At 72.0% G+C, this 24,723-nt stretch carries 26 protein-coding genes; 18 read left to right on the forward strand and 8 right to left on the reverse strand.

Features of this window, described 5'->3' with window-relative positions; translation table 11 throughout:
- Positions 1 to 4 precede the first annotated feature (4 nt).
- The 3 genes from ACZYRU_RS14095 (at position 5) to ACZYRU_RS14105 (ending at position 3,192) form a co-directional block, all read left to right on the forward strand.
- On the forward strand, positions 5 to 1,021 hold the full coding sequence (locus ACZYRU_RS14095) for an NADP-dependent oxidoreductase (protein WP_488957719.1): 1,017 nt from the start codon (positions 5 to 7) through the stop codon (positions 1,019 to 1,021).
- Entirely contained in the window at positions 1,018 to 1,713 is a 696-nt protein-coding gene (locus ACZYRU_RS14100) for a GntR family transcriptional regulator (protein ID WP_488957720.1), read from the forward strand. The genes ACZYRU_RS14095 and ACZYRU_RS14100 overlap by 4 nt, the downstream gene beginning before the upstream one ends.
- A 159-nt stretch (positions 1,714 to 1,872) precedes the next feature.
- On the forward strand, positions 1,873 to 3,192 hold the full coding sequence (locus ACZYRU_RS14105; RefSeq protein WP_488957721.1) for a cytosine permease: 1,320 nt from the start codon (positions 1,873 to 1,875) through the stop codon (positions 3,190 to 3,192).
- Here ACZYRU_RS14105 and ACZYRU_RS14110 read toward each other — a convergent pair.
- Positions 3,170 to 3,772, reverse strand: coding sequence for a TetR family transcriptional regulator (locus ACZYRU_RS14110; RefSeq protein WP_488957722.1), 603 nt, complete (start codon positions 3,770 to 3,772; stop codon positions 3,170 to 3,172). The genes ACZYRU_RS14105 and ACZYRU_RS14110 overlap by 23 nt on opposite strands.
- 115 nt (positions 3,773 to 3,887) lie before the next feature.
- Here ACZYRU_RS14110 and ACZYRU_RS14115 point away from each other — a divergent pair, with 115 nt between their 5' ends.
- Both ACZYRU_RS14115 and ACZYRU_RS14120 read left to right on the forward strand, forming a co-directional pair.
- Entirely contained in the window at positions 3,888 to 4,685 is a 798-nt protein-coding gene (locus ACZYRU_RS14115) for an SDR family NAD(P)-dependent oxidoreductase (protein WP_488957723.1), read from the forward strand.
- Positions 4,686 to 4,749: 64 nt separating this feature from the next.
- Positions 4,750 to 5,721, forward strand: a complete 972-nt coding sequence (locus ACZYRU_RS14120; RefSeq protein WP_488957724.1) for an AurF N-oxygenase family protein — start codon at positions 4,750 to 4,752, stop codon at positions 5,719 to 5,721.
- 90 nt (positions 5,722 to 5,811) lie between these two features.
- On the opposite strand, the gene ACZYRU_RS14125 is transcribed toward ACZYRU_RS14120, so the two are convergent.
- Together ACZYRU_RS14125 and ACZYRU_RS14130 are read right to left on the reverse strand one after the other, a co-directional pair.
- On the reverse strand, positions 5,812 to 6,780 hold the full coding sequence (locus ACZYRU_RS14125) for a cation diffusion facilitator family transporter (RefSeq protein ID WP_488957725.1): 969 nt from the start codon (positions 6,778 to 6,780) through the stop codon (positions 5,812 to 5,814).
- A 17-nt stretch (positions 6,781 to 6,797) separates the two neighbouring features.
- Positions 6,798 to 7,532, reverse strand: a complete 735-nt coding sequence (locus ACZYRU_RS14130; RefSeq protein ID WP_488957726.1) for a PaaX family transcriptional regulator C-terminal domain-containing protein — start codon at positions 7,530 to 7,532, stop codon at positions 6,798 to 6,800.
- Between the two features lie 102 nt (positions 7,533 to 7,634).
- Here ACZYRU_RS14130 and ACZYRU_RS14135 point away from each other — a divergent pair, with 102 nt between their 5' ends.
- Together ACZYRU_RS14135 and ACZYRU_RS14140 are read left to right on the forward strand one after the other, a co-directional pair.
- Positions 7,635 to 8,477: an SDR family oxidoreductase gene (locus ACZYRU_RS14135; RefSeq protein WP_488957727.1), complete on the forward strand. Its 843-nt coding sequence runs from the start codon at positions 7,635 to 7,637 to the stop codon at positions 8,475 to 8,477.
- Positions 8,474 to 8,845, forward strand: coding sequence for a hotdog fold thioesterase (locus ACZYRU_RS14140; protein ID WP_488957728.1), 372 nt, complete (start codon positions 8,474 to 8,476; stop codon positions 8,843 to 8,845). The genes ACZYRU_RS14135 and ACZYRU_RS14140 overlap by 4 nt, the downstream gene beginning before the upstream one ends.
- Before the next feature lie 17 nt (positions 8,846 to 8,862).
- Here the strand turns inward: ACZYRU_RS14140 and ACZYRU_RS14145 are convergent, their stop codons facing one another.
- Together ACZYRU_RS14145 and ACZYRU_RS14150 are read right to left on the reverse strand one after the other, a co-directional pair.
- The gene (locus tag ACZYRU_RS14145; protein ID WP_488957729.1) at positions 8,863 to 9,147 is read right to left on the reverse strand and encodes a hypothetical protein; all 285 of its coding nucleotides are present in this window, start codon (positions 9,145 to 9,147) and stop codon (positions 8,863 to 8,865) included.
- A gap of 106 nt (positions 9,148 to 9,253) precedes the next feature.
- Positions 9,254 to 10,462 carry a cytochrome P450 gene (locus ACZYRU_RS14150; RefSeq protein ID WP_488957730.1) on the reverse strand — a complete coding sequence of 403 codons (1,209 nt, stop codon included), beginning with the start codon at positions 10,460 to 10,462 and terminating at the stop codon, positions 9,254 to 9,256.
- A gap of 130 nt (positions 10,463 to 10,592) precedes the next feature.
- On the opposite strand from ACZYRU_RS14150, the gene ACZYRU_RS14155 reads away from it, so the two are divergent.
- Positions 10,593 to 11,138, forward strand: a complete 546-nt coding sequence (locus tag ACZYRU_RS14155; protein ID WP_488957731.1) for a TetR/AcrR family transcriptional regulator — start codon at positions 10,593 to 10,595, stop codon at positions 11,136 to 11,138.
- Positions 11,139 to 11,145: 7 nt separating this feature from the next.
- Here the strand turns inward: ACZYRU_RS14155 and ACZYRU_RS14160 are convergent, their stop codons facing one another.
- A complete protein-coding gene (locus ACZYRU_RS14160; protein WP_488957732.1) occupies positions 11,146 to 11,814 on the reverse strand; it encodes a hypothetical protein in 669 nt (222 codons plus the stop codon).
- 70 nt (positions 11,815 to 11,884) lie between these two features.
- Here ACZYRU_RS14160 and ACZYRU_RS14165 point away from each other — a divergent pair, with 70 nt between their 5' ends.
- Both ACZYRU_RS14165 and ACZYRU_RS14170 read left to right on the forward strand, forming a co-directional pair.
- Positions 11,885 to 12,988, forward strand: a complete 1,104-nt coding sequence (locus ACZYRU_RS14165; protein WP_488957733.1) for a PucR family transcriptional regulator — start codon at positions 11,885 to 11,887, stop codon at positions 12,986 to 12,988.
- A gap of 46 nt (positions 12,989 to 13,034) precedes the next feature.
- A complete protein-coding gene (locus tag ACZYRU_RS14170; protein WP_488957734.1) occupies positions 13,035 to 14,639 on the forward strand; it encodes an SDR family oxidoreductase in 1,605 nt (534 codons plus the stop codon).
- Here the strand turns inward: ACZYRU_RS14170 and ACZYRU_RS14175 are convergent.
- Both ACZYRU_RS14175 and ACZYRU_RS14180 read right to left on the reverse strand, forming a co-directional pair.
- A complete protein-coding gene (locus tag ACZYRU_RS14175) occupies positions 14,623 to 15,963 on the reverse strand; it encodes a DUF7168 domain-containing protein (protein ID WP_488957735.1) in 1,341 nt (446 codons plus the stop codon). The genes ACZYRU_RS14170 and ACZYRU_RS14175 overlap by 17 nt on opposite strands.
- A 12-nt stretch (positions 15,964 to 15,975) precedes the next feature.
- Positions 15,976 to 17,124 carry a CDP-glycerol glycerophosphotransferase family protein gene (locus ACZYRU_RS14180; RefSeq protein WP_488957736.1) on the reverse strand — a complete coding sequence of 383 codons (1,149 nt, stop codon included), beginning with the start codon at positions 17,122 to 17,124 and terminating at the stop codon, positions 15,976 to 15,978.
- 80 nt (positions 17,125 to 17,204) lie between these two features.
- On the opposite strand from ACZYRU_RS14180, the gene ACZYRU_RS14185 reads away from it, so the two are divergent.
- Genes ACZYRU_RS14185 through ACZYRU_RS14220 form a run of 8 tightly spaced genes read left to right on the forward strand, consistent with a single transcriptional unit; the run spans position 17,205 to position 24,721 of the window.
- Positions 17,205 to 17,867 (forward strand): acyltransferase, encoded by a 663-nt coding sequence (locus tag ACZYRU_RS14185; protein ID WP_488957737.1) that lies wholly within the window; start codon positions 17,205 to 17,207, stop codon positions 17,865 to 17,867.
- A complete protein-coding gene (locus ACZYRU_RS14190) occupies positions 17,864 to 19,723 on the forward strand; it encodes an acetoacetate--CoA ligase (RefSeq protein ID WP_488957738.1) in 1,860 nt (619 codons plus the stop codon). Before ACZYRU_RS14185 ends, ACZYRU_RS14190 begins: the two co-directional genes overlap by 4 nt.
- Positions 19,720 to 21,084 carry a hemolysin family protein gene (locus ACZYRU_RS14195; RefSeq protein ID WP_488957739.1) on the forward strand — a complete coding sequence of 455 codons (1,365 nt, stop codon included), beginning with the start codon at positions 19,720 to 19,722 and terminating at the stop codon, positions 21,082 to 21,084. The genes ACZYRU_RS14190 and ACZYRU_RS14195 overlap by 4 nt, the downstream gene beginning before the upstream one ends.
- Positions 21,077 to 22,141 carry a hemolysin family protein gene (locus tag ACZYRU_RS14200; protein WP_488957740.1) on the forward strand — a complete coding sequence of 355 codons (1,065 nt, stop codon included), beginning with the start codon at positions 21,077 to 21,079 and terminating at the stop codon, positions 22,139 to 22,141. Before ACZYRU_RS14195 ends, ACZYRU_RS14200 begins: the two co-directional genes overlap by 8 nt.
- Positions 22,142 to 22,179: 38 nt before the next feature.
- Positions 22,180 to 22,758: a cardiolipin synthase ClsA gene (clsA, locus tag ACZYRU_RS14205; RefSeq protein WP_488957741.1), complete on the forward strand. Its 579-nt coding sequence runs from the start codon at positions 22,180 to 22,182 to the stop codon at positions 22,756 to 22,758.
- The gene (locus ACZYRU_RS14210) at positions 22,751 to 23,620 is read left to right on the forward strand and encodes a DUF881 domain-containing protein (RefSeq protein ID WP_488957742.1); all 870 of its coding nucleotides are present in this window, start codon (positions 22,751 to 22,753) and stop codon (positions 23,618 to 23,620) included. The genes clsA and ACZYRU_RS14210 overlap by 8 nt, the downstream gene beginning before the upstream one ends.
- On the forward strand, positions 23,617 to 23,949 hold the full coding sequence (locus ACZYRU_RS14215; RefSeq protein ID WP_488957743.1) for a small basic family protein: 333 nt from the start codon (positions 23,617 to 23,619) through the stop codon (positions 23,947 to 23,949). The genes ACZYRU_RS14210 and ACZYRU_RS14215 overlap by 4 nt, the downstream gene beginning before the upstream one ends.
- Positions 23,942 to 24,721 carry a DUF881 domain-containing protein gene (locus tag ACZYRU_RS14220; protein WP_488957744.1) on the forward strand — a complete coding sequence of 260 codons (780 nt, stop codon included), beginning with the start codon at positions 23,942 to 23,944 and terminating at the stop codon, positions 24,719 to 24,721. Before ACZYRU_RS14215 ends, ACZYRU_RS14220 begins: the two co-directional genes overlap by 8 nt.
- The last annotated feature ends 2 nt before the right edge of the window (positions 24,722 to 24,723 follow it).

The following is a 24,723-nucleotide window of genomic DNA, read 5'->3' on the forward strand; positions in this document are numbered from 1 at the left end:
GTCCGTGCAGACCACCCAGATCCGGCTCGCCGCCCGCCCCGTGGGCGAGCCAGCCGACGACGACTTCGCCTTCGTCACCGAGGACCTCCCCGAGCTCGAGGACGGCCAGGTCCTGCTGCGGACGATCTACCTCTCGCTCGATCCCTACATGCGGGGCCGGATGAGCGCCGCGAAGTCGTACGCCGAGCCGGTGCCGGTCGGCGGGGTCATGGTCGGCCAGACGGTGTGCGAGGTCGTCGAGAGCCGCTCGGACCGCCGCGCGGTCGGGGACGTCGTGCTGGCGTACACCGGCTGGCAGACGTACGCCGTCGCGAACGCCCGCCACACCCGCAAGCTCGACCCCGACGCAGCCCCGGTCTCCACGGCCCTCGGTGTGCTCGGCATGCCGGGCTTCACGGCGTACGCCGGGCTCCTGGAGATCGGCCGCCCGCAGCCGGGCGAGACCGTGGTCGTGGCCGCCGCGACCGGACCGGTCGGGTCGGCCGTCGGCCAGATCGCGCAGCTCAAGGGAGCCCGCTCGGTCGGTATCGCCGGGGGCGCGGAGAAGGTCCGTGCGCTCATTGAGGAGTTCGGATTCGACGTGGCCCTCGACCACCGCTCGCCGAGCTTCCGCGAGGACCTCGCCGCGGCGACCCCCGACGGGATCGACGTGTACTTCGAGAACGTCGGCGGCCCGGTTGCCGACGAGGTGACCCGCCGGCTCAACCTGTACGCCCGGATCCCGGTCTGCGGCCTGGTCGCCAACTACAACGCGACCGACGTGCCGGCCGGACCGGACCGGCTGCCCGGGTTCATGAGCCGGGTGCTCACCCTGAGCCTGACCGTGCGCGGGTTCATCCAGAGCGAGTTCGAGCCCACCCTGACCGAGGCCTTCCATCGCGACATGACCGCGTGGGTGCGCGAGGGCAAGGTCCGCTACCGCGAGGACGTCGTCGAGGGGCTGGAGAACACGCCCGAGGCCTTCCGTGGCCTGCTCGTCGGGCGCAACTTCGGCAAGCTGCTGGTGAAGGTCGGAGAATGACCAGCCCGGGGGAGAGCACGGACTTCGAGTCGGAGGCGGCCCGGGTCGCGGCGGCGATCCGCGACCGGATCCTCGACGGCACCCGCGCGCCGGGCAGCAAGCTGGTCGAGCGCGACCTCGCCGACGAGCTCGGCGTGAGCCGGGTCCCGGTCCGCGACGCGCTCAAGACGCTGGTCAGCGAGGGTCTGGTCACGCCCCGGCCGCGTACCTGGGCGGTCGTGCGCGAGTTCTCCCCGGCCGATGTCGCCGACCTCAACGAGGTCCGCTCGGCACTCGAGGTGCTCACCTTCCGTCTGGCCGCGAACCGTCGTACCCGCGACGGGTTGGCGCAGCTGCGCGCGGTGCTCGACACCGAGCACGAGGCCGTACGACGCAACGACCCCGTCATGGCGCGGCGGGCCGCCGCGGACTTCCACGAGCAGGTCACCATGCTCGCGGGCAACGACCTGCTCCACGAGATCGGTGGCTTCCTCAAGAGCCGGATCCGCTGGCTGCTCCTCCAGCACGAGGACGTCGACGGAGTCGCCGACGAGCACCAGGCCCTCTACGACGCGATCGCCGAGCGCGACGTCGCCCGGGTGAGCACGCTGATCCTGGCCCACATGGGCAACATCCGGTACCTCGACGACCCGACCTGGCGCGACGAGGACCCGCTGCTCGGCGGCACGGCGGGGGTCGAGTCGGCCGGCTGAGTCGGCCGCGCCCGGTGGGTGGGCAGGGGTTCCCCTCGCCGGGCACCGGATGGTATACCAATCTGTTGTGATGGCGGCCACGGTGGCCGTTGTGCGCCGATCAATGGCATACCAACCTCCGGACGGCTCGCCCGACCGGCCCAGCAGAGAGTCCTGCCGATGACGACCTCCACGGGAACCCCGTCCGGAACCGACCGGGACCAGGCGCCCGGGCGTGAGCTCGAGTCCGAGTTCGAGCACAGCCCGGTCCCCGAGACGCACCGCAAGTCGCTCCTGACGGTCTCGGCCGTCTGGTTCGGCTTCCCGATGATCCTGACCAACGCGATCCCCGGCGGCCTGGTCGTGGCGCTGCTCGGCTTCTGGCAGGGCGTCGCGGCGATCCTGGTCGCCAACGCGATCATGTTCGTCTACGTCAGCCTGCTCAGCTACCGCGCCGGCCAGACCGGCAAGAGCTTCGCGCTGCAGGCCACCGAGACCTTCGGCACCCTCGGGTACGCACTGGCCTCCGGCTTCCTCGCGACCGTCGTCGTCGGCTGGTTCGCCTTCAACACCGGCGCCACTGGTGCCAGCCTGCACCAGGCCTTCGGCTGGAACGAGACGCTGGTCGTCCTCGTCGCCGGCACCGCCTTCATCGCCGTGACGTACGTCGGCATCAAGGCCCTCTCGTGGCTCGGCGCCATCGCCGCTCCGCTGTTCATCGTCGCGGTGATCATCGCGATCGCGGTGGCCGCCAGCACTGCCGACTTCTCGCAGGTCACCAGCTACGCGGGCGTCGGCGGGGGAGCGATGACCTTCGGCGTCGCGGTCACCTCGATCATGGCGACCTTCGCGGACTCCGGCACGATGACAGCCGACTTCACCCGCTGGTCGCGCAACGGTCGTGAGGCCGTCCTCGCCACGGTCACTGCGTTCCCCATCGCCAGCCTGATCGCCCAGCTCAGCGGCGGCGTCCTGGTCGCAGCCGGCGCCATCGCCAACGCCAGCGCGGTCGGCGGCGACTTCACGCCGATCCTCACCGGCGAGGACAACGTCCTGCTCAACGCGTTCGTCGTGGTCTTCGTCCTGATCAACCTCGGCTCGGTCTGCACGCACTGTCTCTACAACGGCGCCCTCGGCTGGTCGCACCTGACCCGCTCGACGATGCGGCTGCTGACCCTCGTGCTCGGCGTGCTCGGCGTGGTCGTCGCCCTGGCCGGCGCCTGGCACCACTTCGTGAGCTGGCTGGCCTTCCTCGGCGTCCTCGTGCCGCCGCTGGGCGCCGTCCTGATCGCCGACCAGGTCCTGCTCCGCAGCCGCCTCGAGGGGCGTGCCGAGTCGCCGGTCCGGATCACTGCCTTCCTGGCGTGGGCCATCGGTGCCGGCGCCGCGGTGATCGTCCACTACTCCGCGGACTTCCTGTCCGACGCCGTCGTCGGCCTGGTCGTCGGCCTGGTCGCCTACCTGGTCATCGAGAAGGTCAGGACGCCAGCCCGAGCGTGAGCGCCCGCAGGCACCGGACGGCCAGCTCGACCGGTGCCTCGGGACTCTCGCCCCGTGCCCAGTCCTCCAGGGACACCCGGATCGCGTCCGTCGCCGCAGCCGCCACGAGCCTCAGCTCGAGCGGGTCGGCGGCGGGCGCGATCGTCGTCAGGACGGGGAGCAGCCGGGCCTCGGAGTCCCGGTTGACGCGGTACCAGACGGCCGCGAGGTCCGGGTCCTCCGAGGCCGCGCGCAGCAGTCCGCGCACCGACGGCAGGTCGGCGGCCGTGGTGTCGTCTCCCGCGCCGAGGGAGTCCCGGATCGCCGCCTCGACGGCCGGGAGCAGCGGAGCGCCGGGCTCGGTCGCCGCCAGCCGGGCTCGCCAGGCGTCGCCACCGACGGTGAGCAGCGGCGCGACCGCGTCCTCCTTGGTCCGGCTGTAGCGGTAGAAGGTCCGTAGCCCGATACCGGCCGCGGCGGCGATCGCCTCGGCCGTCGTACCCGCGGCGCCGTGCTCGGTGAACAGGCGGGCGGCCACGCGCGCGATCTCGAGCTGGGTCGCGGCCCGCCGTCGCTCGGTCAGGCTCGCTGTCTCGCTCACGAGGACAGACTAGCGATTTCTTCGCGAGCATGGGCATATTGTGCCGTAGTGGCACGTTGTGCCAGACAGACCGCGATGACACCGAAGCCACCGCGACGATCGAGAGGAAGTCGAGATGAACCGTTACGAGGGACGCCGGGCTCTGGTCACCGGAGGCGGCTCGGGCATTGGGCAGGCCACCGTGCTGCGCATGCTGGCCGAGGGCGGCAGTGTCGTGGCCGCCGACGTGAGCGAGGCCGGTCTCGCCGACACCGTCACCAAGGCGGGTGCGCTCGACGGGGGTGCGGCCGTCCGGCTGACCACCGTCGTCATGAACATCGCCGACGAGGACTCGGTCAAGGCCGGCGTCGCGGCCGCCGTCGAGGCGCTCGGTGGCCTGGACGCCGTCGTCAACGCCGCCGGGATCCTGCGCTCGAGCCACACCCACGAGACCACCCTCGAGTCGTTCGAGCAGGTTCTCCGGATCAACCTGGTCGGCACCTTCCTCGTGATCCGCGAGACGATCCCCGCGCTGCGCGAGGGCAACGGCGCCGCCGTGGTGAACTTCAGCTCCACCTCGGCGATGTTCGCCCACCCGTACATGGCGGCGTACGCGGCCAGCAAGGGCGGCATCCAGTCGATGACCCACGCGCTCGCCTCCGAGTACGCCAGCGCCGGCATCCGCTTCACCTCCGTCCAGCCCGGCTCGATCTCCTCGGGCATGACCGACGGCTCCGGTGCGAGCGGGCAGAGTGTCGGCCCCGGCCTGCCGGAGGACGCCGACATGAGCCTGTTCATGAAGCTCGCCCCTGCCCTCGGCCAGGGTTTCGCCGGTCCCGAGACCGTCGCCGGTGTCGTGGCCATGCTCGCCAGCGACGACGGTGCGTTCATCACCGGCACCGAGGTCCGCATCGACGGCGGCACCCACTTCTGATCCGGCTCGGAGTCAATCGTCGTGCCGCCCTTGCGTTAGGTGTTACCAGCGGTAACATCTGACCATGGGCGGCATCGGCGTTGACCGGACGAACTACCAGGACCAGCTCCGGACCCTGTCCGAGGCCTCGGTCGAGCACCACTTCGACGCGTTCGTCGACATCGCGTGGGACGACCCGGCGTACGCCATCGACCCGCATGACCCGCGCTGGATCCTGCCCGACGTCGACCCGCTCGGCCGGACCTCCTGGTACCGCGAGCTCCCACGGGAGCGGCAGATCGAGGTCGGCTTCTACCGCCAGACCAATGTCGTCAAGGTCGGGCTGCAGTTCGAGCAGGTGCTCGTCGCCGGGCTGATGATGTACTGCCTCGACCTGCCGAACGGGCGCGCCGAGTTCCGGTACTCGACCCACGAGGCGACCGAGGAGTGCCATCACACCCAGATGTTCCAGGAGTTCGTGAACCGGACCGGCCTGGACGTCCCGGGCGCGCACAGCCTGTTCCGCGCTCTCGGTCCCTTCCTCCCGCTCGCCGCCAAGCACCTGCCGTTCATCTTCTTCGTCGGTGTGCTCGGCGGCGAGGAGCCGATCGACCACGTGCAGAAGGTGATGCTCCGCTCCGGTGCCCCGATGCACCCGCTGCTCGAGCGGATCAGCCAGATCCACGTCGCCGAGGAAGCCCGTCACATCGGCTTCGCCCACCAGTTCCTGGAGCACCGCGCACCCCGGCTCAACGTCGTGCAGCGCGGGGTCGCCTCGGTGCTCACCCCGGTGCTGATGCGCGTGCTGTGCGACGCGATCGTCGTACCCGGCCCGACGGCGATCCGCGCCATGGGCATCCCGCGGGAGGTCGCCCGCGAGGTCTGGTGGGAGAGCCCGGAGTCCCGCAAGTTCTTGCGCGACATGTTCGGCGACGTCCGGATGCTCGCGGAGTCGACCGGCCTGGTGAACCCGGTCTCGCGCCGGGTCTGGCGTGCGCTGGGCATCGCCGGTCGCCCGAACCGGTTCCGGAGCGAGCCGGCGCCCGCCGCTGACTGAGAACGACCCTGAACGGGCCGGCGGGATCTGACATCGGCGGGGATCGCGTCAACCTGGTTGATGTGATCTCCGCCGGTGACCCCCATGCAACTAGCTCAGGTACCAGTCCGGCAGCGGTCCGGGCCGCAGGTCCGTGCCGTCACCGGGCCGGGTGAGGGTGAGCACCGCCCGCACGATCTCCGGCCGCTCGTGCAGCGCGTCCGCGACCGCACCGAGCCGCTCCGCGACGTCGGACTCCGGGGCGTCGCCCTCCAGGTCGACGGCGGCGACCAGGAAGATCCGGTCGGCACCGACCCACTCCATGTGCAGGTAGCTGATGCGGGCGATCTCGGGGTGCTCGAGCAGGGCGCGCAGCGCGATGTTGCGGGCCAGCGGCGTGACCGCCTCGCCGGTGAGGAAGTCCATGTTGCGGCGGATCAGGAAGAGCGCGACCACGCCGAGCAGGACGCCGACCAGGATCGAGCCGAGCGCGTCCCAGACCGGGTCGCCGGTGAGCTGGTGGAGCAGGATGCCGACGAACGCGACGACCAGGCCGACGAGGGCGGCGAGGTCCTCGGCGAAGACCGCGCGCAGCATCGGGTTCGAGGTGATCTTGAGGTAGCGCAGCGGGTGCAGCCGACGAGGTACGGCGGCGTCGCGGGCCTGACGCAGTGCCTGCAGGAAGGACGTGCCCTCGAGCAGGAAGGCCAGGCCGAGCACGGCGTACGCCCAGACGTACGACGGCGCCTCCTCCTCGGCGTTCAGCGACTGGACGCCGTGCCAGATCGACACCGCCGAGCCGACCGTGAACAGGCCGAACGCGGCGAACATCGACCAGATGTAGCCGACCCGCCCGTAGCCGAGGGAGTGCTCGGCGTCGGGCGGTCGCGCGGCCTTGCGCTCGCCGACGAGGAGGAACACCTCGTTGCCGGTGTCGGCCCAGGAGTGGGCGGCCTCGGCTGTCATCGACGCTGAGCCGGTCACGCCGGCAGCCACGGTCTTGGCCACGGCGATCAGCGCGTTGGCGGACAGCGCGACCAGCACCGTCACCAGGCTCTCGCTGCGCTCCGCCGACGTCACCCGGCCATTGTGCGGGTTCAGGCGGCGCCGTCGGTGAGGCTGTGCCGCATGTCGACCACCCACTGCTTGTAGGCGACGTGGGAGGCCCGCAGCGCGTCGCCCGGCCAGTCGTCGGGCAGCAGCGAGGGCGGCAGCACCGGGTCGGCGAGCAGGTGGCGCCCGGACGTGGCACAGGCGGTGAACCGCAGCACCGGGTCGTCGGTGGCGGTCGCGTCCAGCAGCCGCCGGGCGGTCGCGGCCCACGCGCCGAGGTCCCACAGGCGTGCGCAGAGCGACGCCGGATCAGCAGCGGGCGTCGCGCCGGTGAACCGCTCGCACACCTCGCTGATGGCGTCCGGCCAGGCCAGGTCGAGGTTCGCCGGCCGGGTCCACAGGCCCTCGCGGAGCTCGGCGAGCCGCAGCTCGGCGAGCGCGACACGCAGCTCGGCCCGGTCGCTCGCCGTACGGCCGGCGGTGGTCACCGCCACCAGCTCCCAGCTCCCGTCCCACGCCCGGAGCGACGGGTGGGCGGCCTCCTCCTGCCGGCGCTGGCGTACGACGAGCCGCTTGGACAGGCGGTAGGCCCCCTCGTCGTCGCGGACCACGTCGCCGGCGGTCGCCATTCGCGAGAGCGCGACTCGGACGGTCGGCTCCGCGAAGCCCACGACCGACGCGGCGGCGACCAGCTCGCGGGTGGTCAGCCGCGGGACCTCGGCGCCGAGCAGCAGCGTGAGCAGCGCGGACCGGGTCGAGACGGGCTTCAGATCAGGCATGACGAGAGGGATGTTACAGAACGACGACGGGTGTCGCGATCCTGTTGTGACCTATGTCTAACACTCTTGGCGCGACTGTTGCTTCTGTGTAACGGTGCCGCCATGACGGAGACAACGCAGAAGCGACTGGCAGGGCGGACCCTGATGATGTCCGGCGGAAGCCGGGGGATCGGGCTGGCGATCGGGCTGGCGGCAGCGCGTGAGGGCGCCAACGTCGTGCTCCTGGCGAAGACCGACGTGCCGGACCCGCGCCTTCCCGGCACCGTCCACACCGCGGCCGCCGAGATCGAGGCGGCCGGTGGACAGGCGCTCGCCGTCGTGGGCGACGTGCGCGACGAGGCCTCGGTGGAGGGCGCCGTGGCGCGTGCGGTCGAGCGCTTCGGCGGCATCGACATCTGCGTCAACAACGCCTCCGCCATCGCGCTCGACAGCACCGAGCAGCTCCCGGTCAAGCGGTTCGACCTGATGACCCAGATCCAGCTGCGCGGCACCTACCTGCTGACCCGCGCCTGCCTGCCCCACCTGCGCACCGGGACCAACCCGCACGTCCTCTCGCTCAGCCCGCCGCTGAACATGTCGCCGGAGTGGCTCGGCAAGCACCCGGCGTACACGCTCGCGAAGTACGGCATGTCGCTGCTGACGCTCGGTTGGGCGGCGGAGTACGCCGAAGCAGGCGTCGCTGCCAACTGCCTGTGGCCCGAGACCCTGATCGCCACCTCCGCGGTGCAGAACCTGCTCGGCGGCGACGCCGCGATGGAGAGGGCGCGGACGCCCGAGATCATGGCCGACGCCGCGGTCGAGGTGCTGACCCGGCCCTCGCGCGAGTTCACCGGCAACGCCGTGCTCGACGTCGACGTGCTGCGCGAGGCCGGGGTGAGCGACCTGTCGTCGTACGGCGGCACGGGCGAGCTGGAGTACGACATCTTCGTGGACGCGCCGCGGTGAGCGCCCCGCGGGACAACTACGCCGCCACCCTGGGCGTCGACGTCGTCGGGTACGGCGGCGGCCGGGCCGAGGCGCGGGTGACCGTCACCGACGACCACCTCAACCCGCACGGCACCGCGCACGGTTCGTTCCTGTTCTCCCTGGCCGGCATCGCGCTCGCCGCGGCCGCCAACGACGCCGAGCACTCCGGCGTCGTGAGCGCGGTCCACATCGACTACGTGCGGCCAGCGCGCGTGGGGGACGCGCTGGTCGCCGCCGCCGAGGTCGCCGAGCGGCTCGCCAAGGAGGACCTGTTCGTCATCCGGGTCACCCACGGCGACGAGCTGGTGGCGCGCGCCAACGGCCGGGCGAACCGGCGGGCCCGCTGACCTGCGTTTCCGAGAGCTCAGCCCTCGGTGAAGTAGTTGTGCACGTCGTAGAACGACGTCTCCGGCGCGGGCAGCCCGAACTCGGCCGAGAACGGGCCGATCTGCTCGGCGGCGAAGGTGTCGAACTGCTCGCGGGTCTGCCACACGTCGGTGACCCGGATGCCGTCGTCGGTCGCCGTGACCCAGTGGCTCACGGCTCCGGCCGGGCCCGGCCCACGGGGGGTCAGGCCCATCTTGGCGCACACCTGGTCGTACTGCTCCAGCGTGCCGCCCGCAAAGTCCATCACGATCGCTACCGCCATGACCTGCTCCTCGGGTTCGAGTGGCCGACAGCGGGGAGCGGTGCCGGCACCTCTCGACGGTAGGCCGGCACTCTCGGGGGAACATCCCCACCAATGGGGTGATTCGTCAGCGCTCCAGGGCCAGCCGCAGCCGCGAGTGCCGGCGCACGAAGATGCTCGGCACCCAGGCGGTGGCCTCGTCCTCCGGGCCGTCGAGCCGGAACGACGCCGTCCGCGTGAGCAACGTGTGGATCGCGACCGTCGCCTCGAGCCGGGCCAGTGCCGAGCCGACGCAGAAGTGGATGCCCCGGCCGAACGCGAGGTGCTGACGTACGCCGTCGCGGCCGAGGTCCAGCAGGTCCGGCTCCTCGAACCGGGCCGGGTCGCGGTTGGCGGCGCCCCAGAGCAGGAGCAGGGTGCTGCCCGCGGGCAGGTCGACGCCGCCGAGCGTGGTGTCGGCGAGCACGTGCCGGTAGTGGCCACGGAACGGCGACTCGAGGCGCAGGCACTCGTCGAGGAACGGGTCGATCAGGTCCGGCTCGGCGCGCAGCCGGTTCTGCAGGCAGCGGTCGGCCGCGAGCCGGTGCGCCGCCGTGCCGAGAAGGCCCGCGGTGGACTCGCCGCCGGCGCCGACCAGCTGGAGCAGCACCAGGACCGCCGTACCGGCCTCCAGCTCGTCGAGCTGGACGGCCAGCGCGAGCTCGCCCATCAGGTCGTCGCCGGGACGGTCGAGCGCGGCGTCGAAGCGCGCGGCGAGGTAGTCGTGCAGCGCGAAGGACGCGTCGATCGTCACGTCCAGCCGCGTCTCGTCCACCCAGCCGCCGAGCATCTCGGTGCTGTCATAGGCCCACCGCAGCAGTTCCGGCACGTCGTCGGGCGCGAGCCCGATCAGCTCGGCGACCAGGGCGAGCGGCAGCCGGTCGGCCATGTCGACGGCCCAGTCGCCGCCGGCCCCGGAGAAGTACGTCGACCAGAGCCGGTCCACCTGTCCTGTCACCGAGGACTCCAGGGCCCGGATCCGGCGCCCGATCGTGCCGAGCACCGCCGTGCGGTGGATCTTGTGGGTCGGGTCGTCGGCAGTGGCGAGGACCTGCTCGACGCTGCCGCCTCCGTCCATCGGCAGCGCGGTGGCGGACCCGTCGGGCCGGCGCAGCAGCACCGATCGCAGGTGCGAGGAGTACGTCCCGGGCGCGGCGAGCACCTCCTGGACCAGGTCCCACGACGAGACCAGGTGGACGTCGGTCCCGGAGACGCGGTGGACGGGGGAGCAGGACCGCAGCCGGGCCAGTGCCGGATAGGGATCGGCGACCAGTGCTGGGTCGAACACGTCGAACATGGAGCCAGTGTCAGCCCGGGGGAGCGGCGCGTCATCAGAAGCGGACAGGTCCGTGCAGACATACCCAGGATGTGTCTCATCTGATGCCTGAACCTGGCCATGGAGTGTCTCAGTGCGAGACGCTCTGTGCATGACTCAGGGCGACTGGCTGCTCGACGGGAGGCGCCGTGAGGCCGCCGTACGACGCATCCACCGCGCCGCGGGCGACCTGTTCCTCGAGCGGGGCATCGAGCGGACCACGGCCGACGCCATCGCCCGTCGCGCCGGCTGCTCGCGGGCGACCTTCTACCGCCTCGTCGGCAGCCGGGCAGCGCTCGTCGACGCCCTGCTCACCGACGGCGCGGCGGCGGTCGTCGCGCGGGTCGAGGAGGCGACGGCCGGGATGACCGGCGCCGAGCGGGCGACCGAGGCGATCGTCACCGCTGCGGAAGCCATCCGCGACGACCCCGTGGTCGCCACCTGGCTGCGCGACCGCGGCAGCATCGACGACCTGCTCGGCGGCCCCGACGGCGTCACCGCGCTCGCCCGGACCCTGACCGGCGCAGCTCGCCCGGACAGCCGGGACGGTGAGTGGATCGTCCGTTCGGTGCTGTCCCTGGTGGCGATGCCGGGCACGGACCCGACGAAGGAGCGCGCGCTCGTGGCGTCGTACGTCGTCCCGCCGCTCGACCTGTGAACCCCGGTCAGAGCCAGCCGGCCAGCCCGAAGGTCACGGCGAGGACCAGGTCGACGGCCGCCATCGCACCGACGATGGTGAACCGCTTGCGGTGGCTGTCCATGTCGAACACGGTGGCCGCGATCCAGAAGAAGGTCCCGTAGCCGAGCACCACGATCGGGAGCAGGAACGGCTCGCCCCAGTACCACCACGACCAGTGGAAGATCCCGGCCCGGTGCAGCAGCACCTCGACGAAGACGCACACGCACGACCACCAGGTGATGAAGAACCAGCGGTTCGGGATCCCGAGGATCTTCATGCCCTTGTCGGTCGGCAGGAACTTCACGAACTCGATGCCGCTGATCAGGAACAGGAAGACGATCTCGACCGACCAGCCGATCAGGATCAGGTACGCCGTGTCGCCGGTCACCGTCCACAGTGGCGCCCGGTCGCTGACGTGGAACCACGCCGAGTTCACCAGCTCGTTGAAGACGTCCATCAGGAAGAACGCGAGCCCGGCCGCGATCACGTCGTACCGCTTGCGCTCGACCTCGTTGGCGTAGACGTACATGACGATGCCGAAGAAGGTCACGACGTACCAGTGCAGGTTCGACGGGTCGCGCAGCATCGCCAGCGCCTCGCGGGCGGCGTCGGTCGGGACCAGGGTCGCGAGCAGGGGCGACAGCAGGGGAGTCACGTCGACCGAACCTAGGGCCGGTTCCGGGATCACGACGTGGCGATCGCTCCACCGTGGGAAGGTTCAGCTTGTGGAGCTCTCCATCGAGCAGGCGATGCGCCCGCACCTCGACGCGATGTGGGCCGACCGTGACCGGATCGTGCGACGGGTGACCGACGCCGTCACCGGAGGCGTGCCCAGCTATGCGACCACGCCGTCGAGCGAGGTCTGGATCGGGATGACCCGGATCCTCGAGCGGGCCGCCCACGGCAACCCGTTCGGCCCGCCCACCGAAGAGGACCGGCTCGCCGCACTCGGCACCGGCGTCCAGGGAGCCGGTGCCGGCATCGCCGTCGACGACCTCGTGACCGCGGTGCTGCTCGGGGCCCGCGAGGTCGAGCACGACGTCCTGGACCGGGCCGCCCTCGCCGACGTCCCCGCTGCCGACCTGCTGACCGCCTCGCGTGCCGCCCGGGTCTGGGCGGAGCAGGTCGCCGTCTGGGCGGCGCAGGGGCTGCAGGGCGCGCGGCCCGACGCGGTCGAGCCGCACGTGCACCACGAGCAGCTGGTCGCCGAGCTGCTCGCCGGCGACCTCGACGCCGCGCGCGACACCATGCTCCGGCTCGGGCTCGACCCGGCCGCCCGGTGGCGGGCGGTCGCCGTCGTCGACGGCGTCACCCCGGCGCTGCGCCTGGCCAACCACGGCGGCGTCTGGGGTACGACGGCCGGCCTGGTGCCCCGACCACCCAGCGTGCCGCGGGAGCTGACCGCCGGCGTCAGCGGACCCACGGAGCTCGATGGGCTCCCGACCGCGCTGCGCGACGCGACCCGTGCGGCCCGGGTCGGCCGCCGGTTCGGCCGGACCGGCGCGATCACGCTCGACCAGCTCGGACTGCTGGTCCCGCTGCACGAGGACCCGGCCCTGGCCCGCCGACTCCACGAGCGGTGGATCGCCCCGCTCGCGGCCGAGCCCCGCCACGACCTGCTCCGGACCCTCGCCACCTGGCTGGCCCGCGACGGCCAGGTCGACGCCGTCGCCCGCGACCTCGCGGTGCACGCCAACACGGTCCGCAACCGGTTGACCCGCACCGCCCGGCTGCTCGGCGAGGACTGGCGGACCCCGCAGGGCCGGGGAGAGCTCTGGGCTGCCCTCCAGGTCACCGGCACTGAACTTGTGGAAACCTCCACCACCTGATCCGGGTCGAGCGGCGTTGGATGGGTGCGCCACCGACGGAGGACCCATGCGACGTACCACCAGGCTCGTGCTGCCGCTGCTGCTCGCGGCCCTGCTCATCACACCGCTGCGCGCTCCCCAAGCACGCGCGGACGGCGGCGGGGGCGAGATCGACCTGCAGGACCTGCTCGCCCAGGTCCCCGGCATCGTGCACGCGCTGCTGGCCGGCCGGGCCGGCATGCTGCGCTGCCCGGTCCTGATCGGCGGCACCATCGGCCTGCCCGAGGGTGCCGGGGAGCCCGGTCGTCAGGGCACCGACACCGGCAACCCGCTGCGCGAGGGCGATCCCACCGACGCCCCCACGGGCCTGCCTGCCCAGGTGGTCTTCCGCAGCGCCACCCAGACCTTCAACCGGCGCTACCAGTTCGCGCTCGACCACGGCACCGTGTGGTTCAAGTCCAACACCGAGGTCACCGGCATCCGTGAGCCGTGGGCCCGCCTCGCCATGCCCGCCTGCATCGCCGGGAGGATCGCGGCGATCTCCGCCGATGACGACGAGTTGGTCGCGATCGACCAGCAACGCTGGATCTACGGCATGGACGGTGCGCTCAAGGCGGCGCCGTACTTCAACTGGTCGCTGCGCTGGGGGCCGCCGCTGTGGACCGGTCCCGGCCACCAGCTCCCGACCGGCATCAGCGCCTGGTCGTGGTCGGTCGTCTCCCAGCTCGAGGACGGCACCTGGACCGACGACGCCGGCAACGCCCACCGCGTCGGCACCGGCAAGGTCTCCCACATCTGGCTGCTGAGCCACGGCGGACAGCGACTCACCTACCTCGACCCGTGGCTCGCCTCGGACCTGAGCTACGAGATGTGCGGCCCGCTGCGCGGCCGGTTCCGCTCGGTGAACATGTCCGCCTCCGGCTCGACCGTCTTCGTGGTCGGGCAGTACGGCGATCTCTTCACCCGCCTCTACGACTTCGACATCGCCGGCGCCGACCCGATCTTCTTCGACTACGCCTACGACGACCAGCGCGGCGTGGCGAACCCGAGGATCCAGCTCCCGTCGCCTGCGTGGGTCCACCAGCCGAAGGTGCCCGGCGTGATCACCGACCTGATCTCGATCCACAAGGTGGGTGCCGGCGCCACGAAGCGCGAGCTGCGCGTTGAGGGCCGCAGGGCCGGCGTCGTCGGCTTCTGGCACAAGGACATCAGCGCGCCGGCCTGGTCGTTCACGCCCACCGGTGGCTCCCTGGTCGGCAGCGTCCTGCTCAACCCGGGGCGCGACACCTCGGCGGTCGGCCTCGCGGCCAGCGAGGACCGGACCTACGCCGGCGCCGTGCCCGGCGGGACCGTGACCATCCCCGACTTCAACACCTACTGCACGCCGTCGCGGGTCGACGTACGCCTGACGACGGGAGAGACCTTCTCCCTGCGGCTGCACACGACCGACAACATCCGGCAGTTCGAGCGGGCCCGCGGGCTCGACGCGACGCCACGGATGTTCAACGGGATGCTGGAGGTCCCGACGGCCCTGCAGGCCACCACGGACCCTCAGGTCAAGGCGTTCCTCGACGCGATCGGCCCGGAGCGGTACGTCCGGGCGAACCTCGACGGCACCACCGGTCAGCTGGTCTTCCGCAAGCAGCCGTGGCGGCTCACCTACCGCCCGTGATCGCGCGCTCGGTGCCCAGGCTGGCCCGGGCGGCAGCCCGGGTGCCGGCGTCGCGGGACCCGGGGGCGGCGTGCCCGGCCTGCGCGGCGCCCTTCCAGGTGCCGCGGATGTCGTGGTCGCGCTGCATCCGGCCGAAGTAGTCGACCACCTCGACCTCGCGCGCCCGGATCGCCAGCTCGGTCGACGTGGGACCTTCGGCCACCGGGGCGTCGGCCGCGACCGCTGCTGCCCGCGCCGCGGCCCGTGCCGTCGCCAGCCGGTCGCCGACGTGGTCGGCCCAGGCCTCGTAGAACGCCGCCCGGGCGGTCGACCCGTGCACCGGCTTGAGCTCCCAGCGCCGGCGACGGGCGTTCCACACCTCGCGCTGGTCGGCCTTGTGGGCGCCCGAGCGCAGGTGGGCGTCACCGTCGGTGACCATCTGCGTGACCAGCGTGGCGTAGAGCGCCTGGACCACGGCGATGTCGGACGGGAAGCCGTAGAGCGTGACCCGAGTGTTGCTCGTGTAGATCGCCACCCGTACGTCGTTGGCGCGCGCGATCTCGAGGACCAGCCGCACGTAGCGGGCCAGTGAGCGCTTGCCGGACTCGCCGATCAGCACCGTCTCCCAGGTCGGCTCCTCGCGCTTCTCCTCGGCACCGGCCGTGGCCCGGGCGACGGCGAGCGCGATCTGGTGGCGGGTGGCCAGCGACTGCGCCTTGGCGAAGAAGGCCTCGCGCTCGGCGGTGTTGGAGGTCCGCTCGGCCTGGCGCAGCAGTCGGCCGATCCGCAGCAGGGTGCGGTCCTCACCGTCGACACCGGTGTCGAGCCCGTGCAGCCGGTAGGCGGTGTGGAGCAGGTCGGCCAGCACCGGCATGCCGACGTCCTCGAGCAGCCGGAGGTACGTCGTGCGGAACTCCGGCCCGTGCCCGACGGCACCCGCCAGGTGGTGGGCGAGCTCGTGCAGCACCACGGCCGCGCGCAGCGACCACGCCCCACCGACCTCACGCGGCGGGATCGCCATCACGCCGCGGGCAGGCAGCTCGTCGTACTCGTAGTGCGCCTTGGTGTGGCCCCGGCGCGCGCGGACCACGACCGGCACTCCGGCGAGGTCGAGACCCGTGCCGTCGTCGTACGGGCTCCCCGTGGCGACGAGGTGCGCGAGCACCTTGTCCACGAACTCCTGGACGTGCGCCGGATCGGTGAACCGCGGCTCGGTCTCGGGCTCGAAGGACTGAAGCGCGCTGCCGACCCGGATCCGCAGCGGCTCACCCGGCGTGCGTGCGGCCTCGTCGAGCCAGCCGGTGAAGAGGTCCTCGGCGGCGTAGACCTCGCGAGTGTCGGGCATGCGCCCAGCCTGTCAGGCGGCCCCGACAGTTCCCTGGTCGCCGGTGGCGAGCTCGCCGCGGAGTTGGTCGCGCAGCTCGACGAGCCCGGTGATCGCCTCGACGAAGCGCACCGTGCTGTCGCCGACGCCGTTGTCGTCGAAGTAGTGGTGGCGCATCGCGGCGCGGGCGATCCGGTGCTCGTCGTGCTCGAGCCGGTCGGTGAGCAGCTCGGTCAGGCCGGGCAGGTCCTCGGTGTCGATGACGTCGGCGCAGCGGCTGACCGGCACCTCCTGGCGCAGCCGCTCGGCGTCGTGGTGCCGGTCGGTGATCAGGATCGGCTTGTCGGTCTGCAGGTAGAGCCAGTCCAGGCCGACGGAGGAGACGTCGGTGACCATCGCGTCGCAGCCGGGGAAGACGGCGAGGATGTCGCCCTGCCAGATGGCGGCGTGCCCGGCCTCGGGGTCGCTCTCGGCGGCCCGCTCGACCAGCTCGAGGATGGCCTGGTGCGCCTCGCGGATCGCCGGCGTCAGGCTGGTGGTGACCTTCGGGTGCGGCTTGTAGACGAGCCGGATGTCCGGCACGGCCAGGATCGAGCGGGCGATGTCGACGCCGAACACGTCGACCGACGTGTAGTCGTTGTAGCCCGCGTCGCCCTCCCAGGTCGGCGCGTAGAGGACGGTACGACGCTCGCTCGCCGGCAGCAGGGGAGCGGGGCGCAGGTCGAGCTGCGGCCGGCCGATCCGGACCAGGCGGTGCTCGTCGAGCTCCATCAGTGCGGCCCGGTGCCGCTGGACGGCCGCCTCGCCGGCGACGAAGACGCGGTCGTACGCCTTCGCGTTGTTGGAGATCATCGACTGCTTGTCGCTCTCGCCGTGGTTGATGTGCACGTGCAGCATCCGGCCGTCGAGCAGCGAGTTGAAGTTGAGCATCGAGTTGTTGCAGTAGACGACGACCTTGGTGTCCAGCTCGTCGTACGTCGCCGCGAGGTCGGCGAAGCCGGGCGCGAAGAACACGGGCAGCGAAGTGCGCTCCTCGACGATGGCGCGGGTCTGGGGGTCGCGCGTCAGGATGCCCACGGGGTGGGTGTCATCGAGCCGTTCCAGCACCGGGAGCCACTGGAGGAGCTGGTAGACCCGGGTCGGGTCGTCGGCGAAATAGGCGATGACGTGGGGCTTCTGCACTGACCGATACTACGGCCACGAATGGTGGGTGGACGAACCGGCGAACCCGCATGATTGTTGCGTTTCGGTAACCTCGCCCGGTGCTCGATCTCCGGCGCCCGCTCCGCCGCCTCCTGAACCGTTCCGTCCACGCTGCCTGGCGGTGGGCGGAGCACGTGGGCGACGTCTCGCCGGACAGCGCCCTGGCCGCCACCTTCGGCACCTTCGGGCCCGGTGCCTGCCTGGCGTTCCCGCTGTCCGACGTGGTCAACGCCAGCGCCATCCACATCGGGCGCGACACCCTGATCGGCAAGTACGCCACCCTCTCGGTCGGGTACGGCCCGACCCAGGAGGTGCTGCCCGAGCGCGGCCTGCGGGTCGGCGAGCGCTGCGTCCTCGGCGCCCGGATCACCATCACCGCCCACGAGTCGATCGAGATCGGCGACGACGTCTGGTTCGGCCAGGACGTGTTCATCTCCGACGCCAGCCACGGCTACACGAACCCCGAGATCCCCGTGGGCCTGCAGTTCGGCACCCACCAGCCGGTCTCCATCGGCTCCGGCACCTGGATCGGCCACGGCGCGATGATCCTGCCGGGCACCACGATCGGCCGGAACGTCGTCGTCGCGGCCGGCTCCGTCGTGCGCGGGGAGGTGCCGGACCACGCCGTCGTGGGCGGCGTCCCGGCCAGGCTGATCCGGCGCCTCGACGCCGACGGCAGCTGGTCCCGCGTGACGGGTGACGCGCCTACGCTGACCTCATGAGCCGGATCGAGGAGCTCGCACGCTTCGTCGGGATCCCGGGCGGCTACGACGACCTGTGGGCCTGGTCGGTCCGCGACCTCGACGGGTTCTGGTCGGGAGTGGCCCGGCATCTCGGCTTCGACCTGCCCGGCCCGGTGCTCGCGGAGGAGCGGATGCCCGGCGCCGTCTGGTTCCCCGAGGCCCGGGTCAGCTACGCCGCTGCCGTCCTCGACGCCCGCCCGCACGACGAGGTCGCCGTCGTCGGCGTGACCGAGGACCCGGCCGCGACCGTCGAGATCACCTGGGGCGAGCTGCGGCGTCGTACGGCGAGCCTGGCCGCGACCCTGCGCGGCCTCGGCGTGGGGGAGGGCGACCGCGTGGTCGGCTTCGTGCCCAACACGCCCGACGCGGTCGTCGCCTTCCTGGCCACGGCCAGCCTCGGCGCGATCTGGTCGGTGTGCGGCATGGACTACGCCGCCTCCGCGGCCCGCTCGCGCTTCGAGCAGCTCGAGCCGGTGGTGCTGGTGCACGCGTCGTCGTACGTCCACGGGCAGAAGGTGCACGACCGCAGCGACGTCGTCGCCGAGCTGACCGCCGCGCTGCCGACGCTGCGCGCGGTGCTCGAGGTCGGGACGCCCGCCTGGGACGAGGCGCTGGGGGCCGACGTCCCCTTCGAGCCGGTGGCCGTCGCCTTCGACCACCCGCTGTGGGTGCTGTTCTCGTCGGGCACCACGGGGCGGCCGAAGGGGATCGTGCACGGCCACGGCGGCGCACTCCTGGAGCAGGCCAAGGTGGCGGCGTACCACTTCGACCTCGGGCCGGGCGAGCGCCTGTTCTGGTTCACCACGCCCTCGTGGATGATGTGGAACTTCGTCGTCGGAGCCCTGCTGACCGGCGCCTCCGTGGTGACGTACGACGGCAGCCCGGCCCATCCCGCCACCGACGGCCTGTGGGCGCTGGCCGACCGACTCGACGTCACCGTCGTCGGGATGAGCCCCGGCTACGTGGCCGCGTGCCAGAAGGCCGGCGTGGGACCGGCCGGTCACGACCTCTCTCGGCTGCGCCGGGTCGGGATCTCCGGTTCCACCTTCCCGGCGACCAGCCACGAGGAGCTGCAGGCCGAGCTCGGCCCGGACGTGCAGGTCTGCTCGATCAGCGGCGGCACCGACGTCGTCAGCGCCTTCGTCGGTCCCGCGCCGACGGTGCCGGTCTGGCCCGGCGAGCTGTCCCGGCCCTGCCTGGGCGGCGCGCTCGACGCGTTCGATGCCGAGGGCCACCCGGTGCGCGGCGAGGTCGGCGAGCTGGTCGTCACCCGGCCGATGCCCTCGATGCCGCTGTACTTCTGGGGCGACGACGACGGAAGCCGCTACCACGACGCCTACTTCGACACCTTCCCCGGCGTGTGGCGCCACGGCGACTGGATCACGCTGACCGACCACGGCTCGGTCGTCATCCACGGCCGCTCCGACGCGACCCTCAACCGCAACGGCATCCGGATGGGCAGCGGCGACATCTACGAGCCGGTCGAGGCGCTGCCGGAGGTCCGCGAGGCGCTGGTGATCGGGCTGGAGGAGCCCGACGGCGGCTACTGGATGCCGCTGTTCGTCGTCCTCGCCGACGGCGCCGAGCTCGACGAGGCACTCGACGCACGGATCCGCGACGCCGTCCGCACCCACGCCTCGCCGCGACACGTCCCCGACGTCGTGATCGCCGCGCCGGGCATCCCGCACACCCGGTCCGGCAAGAAGCTCGAGGTGCCGGTGAAGAAGGTGCTCACGGGCCGGGACCTCGGCGGCTCCTACGACCCCGGTAGTGTGGACGCACCAGAGCTGATCGACTGGTACCGAACCGTGGGCAGGAGCCGCAGAACCCGATGACCGCCTGGCTACTGCTGGGACTCGCCATCCTCCTGGTACTCGCGTGCGGCCTGTTCGTCGCGGCCGAGTTCGCCTTCGTCACCGTCGACCGCGGCCAGGTCGACCGGGCAGCCGCCGACGGCGACGCGGCCGCGATCGGGCTGCAGAAGGCGCTGCGCTCCCTCTCGACCCAGCTCTCCGGTGCCCAGGTCGGCATCACCATCACCAACCTGGCCATCGGTTTCCTCGCCGAACCGGCGATCGCCGAGCTGCTGCGTGGCCCGCTGGAGACCGCAGGGGTGTCCGAGAGCGCGGTCCGCCCGGTCAGCGTCGCGCTCGGCCTGACCCTGAGCACCCTGCTGACCATGCTGGTCGGCGAGCTGGTCCCCAAGAACGTCGCCATCGCGCTGCCGATGACGACGGCCCGGCTGACCCAGCGCCCGATGCGGATCTTCACCGCGGCCGCGCGCGGCCCGATCAAGGTGCTCAACGGCAGCGCCAACGCGATCGTGCGGCGCCTCGGCGTCGAGCCGCAGGAGGAGCTCCGCTCGGCCCGCAGCTCCACGGAGCTGGCCTCCCTGATCCAGCACTCGGCCGACGAGGGGACCCTCGACGCCGACACCGCCGAGCTGATGGAGCGCTCGGTCGAGTTCGGCACCCGCACCGCCGGCGAGATCATGACGCCGCGGGTGCGGACCCGCTCGCTCGACGCCAACGACCGCGCCAGTGCGGTGATCGCGCTCGCCCGCGAGTCCGGCAACTCCCGGTTCCCGGTCCTCGACGACACCGACGCGGTGGTCGGCACGGTCCACGTCAAGAACGCCGTGGCCCTCCCGCTGCACGAGCGGGCCACCACCAAGGTCAAGCACCTGATGGCCAAGCCGATCCTGGTGCCCGACTCGCTGCGCCTCGACCCGTTGCTCGCGCTGCTGCGCGCCGACGGCTTCCAGCTCGCCATCGTCCTCGACGAGTACGGCGACCACGCCGGCATCGTGACCCTCGAGGACGTGATCGAGGAGATCGTCGGCGACATCGCCGACGAGCACGACCGCCTCGGCAGCCGCGGCCGGCTGCGCCGTGACGGCACCTGGTCGCTCTCCGGGCTGCTGCGGCCCGACGAGGTCGAGGACCTGACCGAGATCGAGCTCCCCGAGAGCGAGGACTACGACACGGTGGCCGGGCTCGTGCTCAAGCTGCTCGGCCGGATCCCGCAGCCGGGCGACGTTGCCGTCGTACCGCTGCCCGTGACGGGGGAGGACGACGAGGAGCCCGCGCGCCGGGCCGTGCTGACCGTCGACCACATGGACGGCCTGCGGATCGACCGGATCTCGCTGCGCGTCGAACCCGTGCAGCCGGGGGAGGAGGTCGGGACCGATGGGTGACTTCGGTGGCGTGCTGCTGGCAGTCGTCCTGCTGGCCGCCAACGCCTTCTTCGTCGGCGCCGAGTTCGCGCTGATCTCCGCGCGACGCAGCCAGATCGAGCCCCGCGCCCAGGCCGGCTCGCGGATGGCCCGGATCACCCTGGCAGCGATGGAGCGGGTCTCGGAGATGATGGCTGGCGCCCAGCTCGGCATCACTATCTGCTCGCTCGGCCTCGGTGCCGTCGGGGAGCCCGCGCTCGCGCACCTGATCGAGCCCGTCTTCCACGAGCTGCACGTGCCCGAGGAGTGGCTGCACCCCGTGGCCTTCGTGATCGCGATGACGATCGTGGTCTTCCTCCACGTCGTGCTCGGCGAGATGGTGCCCAAGAACATCGCCATCGCCGGGCCGGACCGCGCCGCCCTCATCCTCGGCCCGCCGATGCTCGGCATCGTCACCGTGCTGCGGCCGGTCATCGCCACGATCAACGCGATCGCCAACGCCATCCTCCGGCTGCTGCGGATCGAGCCCAAGGACGAGATCGGCAGCACCTTCACCCGTGAGGAGGTCGCGGCCCTGGTCGAGGAGTCGCACGGCGAGGGCCTGCTCGCCGAGGACGAGTACGACCGGCTCTCCGGCGCCCTCGGCTTCACCGAGAAGACCGTCGCCGAGGTGATGATGCGGCCCGATGCGCTCGCCACCGTCGTACGCGGCTCCACCGGTGCCGACGTCGAGGCGCTGTGCGCCGCCACCGGCTTCAGCCGGTTCCCGGTCGTCGCCGAGGGCGACGACCCGGTCGACCTGCTCGGCTACCTCCACATCAAGGACGTCCTCGAGCCCGACGAGGAGCGTCGTCAGCGTCCGGTCGCCGACCGCTGGATCCGGCCGTTCGCGACCGTCACCGACGACACCCTGCTGCACGACGCGCTCGAGGTGCTGCAGCACCGCGGCGCCCACATGGCCCGGGTCGTCGACCCCGCGGGTACGACGCTCGGTGTGGCCGCCCTCGAGGACGTCATCGAGGAGCTCGTCGGCGAGATCCGCGACGCCGCACACTCCGAGGAGCCTTCGGCCCCGTGAGCACGCCGACCCCGACCCCCGCCACTAGAGTGTCGTCCGTGGCTGCTCGACGGGTGCTGACGCTGCCCAACCTGATCAGCTTCCTGCGCCTGCTCGGCGTCCCGCTGTTCCTCTACCTCGTGCTGGGCCCCGAGGCCGACGTCCTCGCGCTCGTCGTGCTGATGGCCTCCGGCGTCACCGACTTCCTCGACGGCTGGCTGGCCCGCAAGCTCGACCAGGCCACCGAGCTCGGCCAGCTGCTCGACCCGATCGCCGACCGGCTCTACATCCTCGCCGTCGTCGTCGGCCTCGCGATGCGCGACATCATCCCGTGGTGGGTCGCCCTGTGCCTGCCGCTGCGCGACCTGCTGCTGTGGGGCCTGGTGCCGCTGCTGCGTACCCGCGGCTACAGCGCACTCCCGGTGCACTTCCTCGGCAAGGCCGCCACCTTCAACCTGCTCTACGCCTTCCCGCTGCTCCTGCTCGGCGACGGCGACGGCCGGGTCGCGGTGCTGGCCCAGGTGTTCGGCTGGGCCTTCGCGCTGTGGGGGATCGGCCTGTACTGGTGGGCTGGCGTGCTCTACGCCTGGCAGGTGCGCAAGCTGCTCGCGAGCACCGAGCGACGCACCCATGCCTGACAGCCTCGACCGGGCCCGGACGCCGCTGCTGACGCTGATCACGCAGGAGGCGCTGGACCGCGACTACCAGGTCGCGGCGTCCCGGGCGGCGACGCTGGCGGCCGAGGGGGCGGGGGAGACCGGGCCCCGGCACGGCTACCGGGTCGGCGTGGTCGTGGTGATCGGCCTGTTCGCGATGCTCGTGACGGTCGCTGGAGTGCAGACCTCCCAGGACTCCGACGTGGCCGACGCCAGCCGGGCCAGCCTGATCGACCGGATCGAGGCCCGCCGGGCCACCGTCGGCCGGCTCCAGGACGAGGCCGCCCGGCTGCGCTCCGCCAACGCCAGGGCCGAGGACCAGCTGCGCGCGCTGGGCGAGCGCTACGGCGCGCTCCGTGCCCGCGTCTCGGAGGTCGGCGCACTCACCGGCTTCGCGCCGGTGACCGGTGCCGGCGTCCGGGTCACGCTCGACAACCCGCCGTACGTCGGCGCCGACGAGCAGCTGCGCGACTCCGACCTCGCCCTGCTCGTGGACGGGCTGTGGGAGGCCGGGGCCGAGGCGATCTCGATCAACGGCCAGCGGCTCAATGCCCACGGCGGCATCACCAACGTCGGCGAGGCGATCGAGGTCAACGGCCTCGGCGTCGCACCGCCGTTCACGATCCTGGCGATCGGGGACCGCAGGACGCTCGCGTCGAAGTTCGCCGAGTCCCAGGCGGGGCAGCGGTTCCTGGCCCTGGCCCGGCAGTACGGCTTCGAGCAGAAGATGGACAATGTGGACGACCTCCACCTGCCTGCCGCGCCCGGCGCGCTGGGACGGCTACGGTCGGCCGAGCAGAAGAAGACCACGCCCCAGGGGCAGCAGGGAGGTGACGGGCCGTGATCGCGGTTCTCGGACTCGTCGTGGGCGTCGCCCTCGGCTTCGTGTTCCAACCGGACGTGCCCCCCTCGGTCGAGTTCTACCTGCCGATCGCGGTGGTCGCCGCCCTCGACGCCGTCTTCGGCGCGTTGCGTGCCTACCTCGACGGGATCTTCGACGACAAGGTCTTCGTGGTCTCGTTCCTCAGCAATGTGGTGATCGCGGCCGGCATCGTCTACCTCGGCGACCGCCTCGGCGTCGGCGGCCAGCTCTCGACCGGCGTCGTCGTCGTCCTCGGGATCCGGATCTTCACCAACGTCGCCGCCATCCGCAGGCACATCTTCCATGCCTGACCCGGAGCCGGAGGAGCCGCAGCCCGAGCCGCAGCCCGAGCCGCAGCCCGAACAGAGCCCGGTCGACCGGCTCAAGGCCGCGCTCCTGCGCCCCTCGCGCAAGCAGCTGGTCGCCGCGGGGCTGCTCGCGCTGCTCGGCTTCGGCGCGGTGACCCAGGTGCGCACCGCCGACACCACCGACACCTACGCCGGCCTGCGCCAGCAGGAGCTGATCGACCTCCTCGACGGCCTCGCCGGCGCCCGCCAGAAGACCGAGACCGAGATCGACCGGCTCGACAAGGTCGCCGGGGGGCTGCGCGACGACTCGTCCAAGCGGCAGACCGCCATCGACCAGGCCGATGCCGAGGTCGACGACCTCAACATCCTGGCCGGGCTGGTGCCGGTCACCGGCCCGGGCCTGCGCGTCACCATCAAGGAGGAGGACGGCCGGGTCCGGCTCGGCTCCCTGCTCGACACCGTGCAGGAGCTGCGCACCGTCGGTGCCGAGGCGATCGAGATCAACGGCAAGGTGCGGGTCGTGGCGCAGACGTCGTTCACCGAGGCCGACGGCGGCTTCGTCGTCGACGGCGAGCGGATCGAGGCGCCGTACAGCATCGTCGCGATCGGCGAGCCGGGTGCGCTCGCGAACGCGATGACCTTCGCCCTCGGCCCCAAGAAGCAGCTCGAGGAGGACGGCGCCACCGTCGGCGTCCAGCAGCTGCGCACGGTCGACATCGAATCTGTCGTGCGACGCGACCAGCCTTCGTATGCCGTTCCGGACCAGGGGCAGTAGCC

Source organism: Nocardioides sp. F233 (assembly GCF_057813895.1).

Excerpts from the sequence above, each read along its gene's own strand:
- ACZYRU_RS14100 (WP_488957720.1), top strand. The coding sequence starts at position 1,018 with ATGACCAGCCCGGGGGAGAGCACGGACTTCGAGTCGGAGGCGGCCCGG.
- ACZYRU_RS14105 (WP_488957721.1), top strand. The coding sequence starts at position 1,873 with ATGACGACCTCCACGGGAACCCCGTCCGGAACCGACCGGGACCAGGCG.
- ACZYRU_RS14115 (WP_488957723.1), top strand. The coding sequence starts at position 3,888 with ATGAACCGTTACGAGGGACGCCGGGCTCTGGTCACCGGAGGCGGCTCG.
- ACZYRU_RS14120 (WP_488957724.1), top strand. The coding sequence starts at position 4,750 with ATGGGCGGCATCGGCGTTGACCGGACGAACTACCAGGACCAGCTCCGG.
- ACZYRU_RS14130 (WP_488957726.1), bottom strand. The coding sequence starts at position 7,532 with ATGCCTGATCTGAAGCCCGTCTCGACCCGGTCCGCGCTGCTCACGCTG.
- ACZYRU_RS14135 (WP_488957727.1), top strand. The coding sequence starts at position 7,635 with ATGACGGAGACAACGCAGAAGCGACTGGCAGGGCGGACCCTGATGATG.
- ACZYRU_RS14145 (WP_488957729.1), bottom strand. The coding sequence starts at position 9,147 with ATGGCGGTAGCGATCGTGATGGACTTTGCGGGCGGCACGCTGGAGCAG.
- ACZYRU_RS14150 (WP_488957730.1), bottom strand. The coding sequence starts at position 10,462 with ATGTTCGACGTGTTCGACCCAGCACTGGTCGCCGATCCCTATCCGGCA.
- ACZYRU_RS14155 (WP_488957731.1), top strand. The coding sequence starts at position 10,593 with ATGACTCAGGGCGACTGGCTGCTCGACGGGAGGCGCCGTGAGGCCGCC.
- ACZYRU_RS14170 (WP_488957734.1), top strand. The coding sequence starts at position 13,035 with ATGCGACGTACCACCAGGCTCGTGCTGCCGCTGCTGCTCGCGGCCCTG.
- ACZYRU_RS14175 (WP_488957735.1), bottom strand. The coding sequence starts at position 15,963 with ATGCCCGACACTCGCGAGGTCTACGCCGCCGAGGACCTCTTCACCGGC.
- ACZYRU_RS14190 (WP_488957738.1), top strand. The coding sequence starts at position 17,864 with ATGAGCCGGATCGAGGAGCTCGCACGCTTCGTCGGGATCCCGGGCGGC.
- ACZYRU_RS14195 (WP_488957739.1), top strand. The coding sequence starts at position 19,720 with ATGACCGCCTGGCTACTGCTGGGACTCGCCATCCTCCTGGTACTCGCG.
- ACZYRU_RS14200 (WP_488957740.1), top strand. The coding sequence starts at position 21,077 with ATGGGTGACTTCGGTGGCGTGCTGCTGGCAGTCGTCCTGCTGGCCGCC.
- ACZYRU_RS14210 (WP_488957742.1), top strand. The coding sequence starts at position 22,751 with ATGCCTGACAGCCTCGACCGGGCCCGGACGCCGCTGCTGACGCTGATC.
- ACZYRU_RS14220 (WP_488957744.1), top strand. The coding sequence starts at position 23,942 with ATGCCTGACCCGGAGCCGGAGGAGCCGCAGCCCGAGCCGCAGCCCGAG.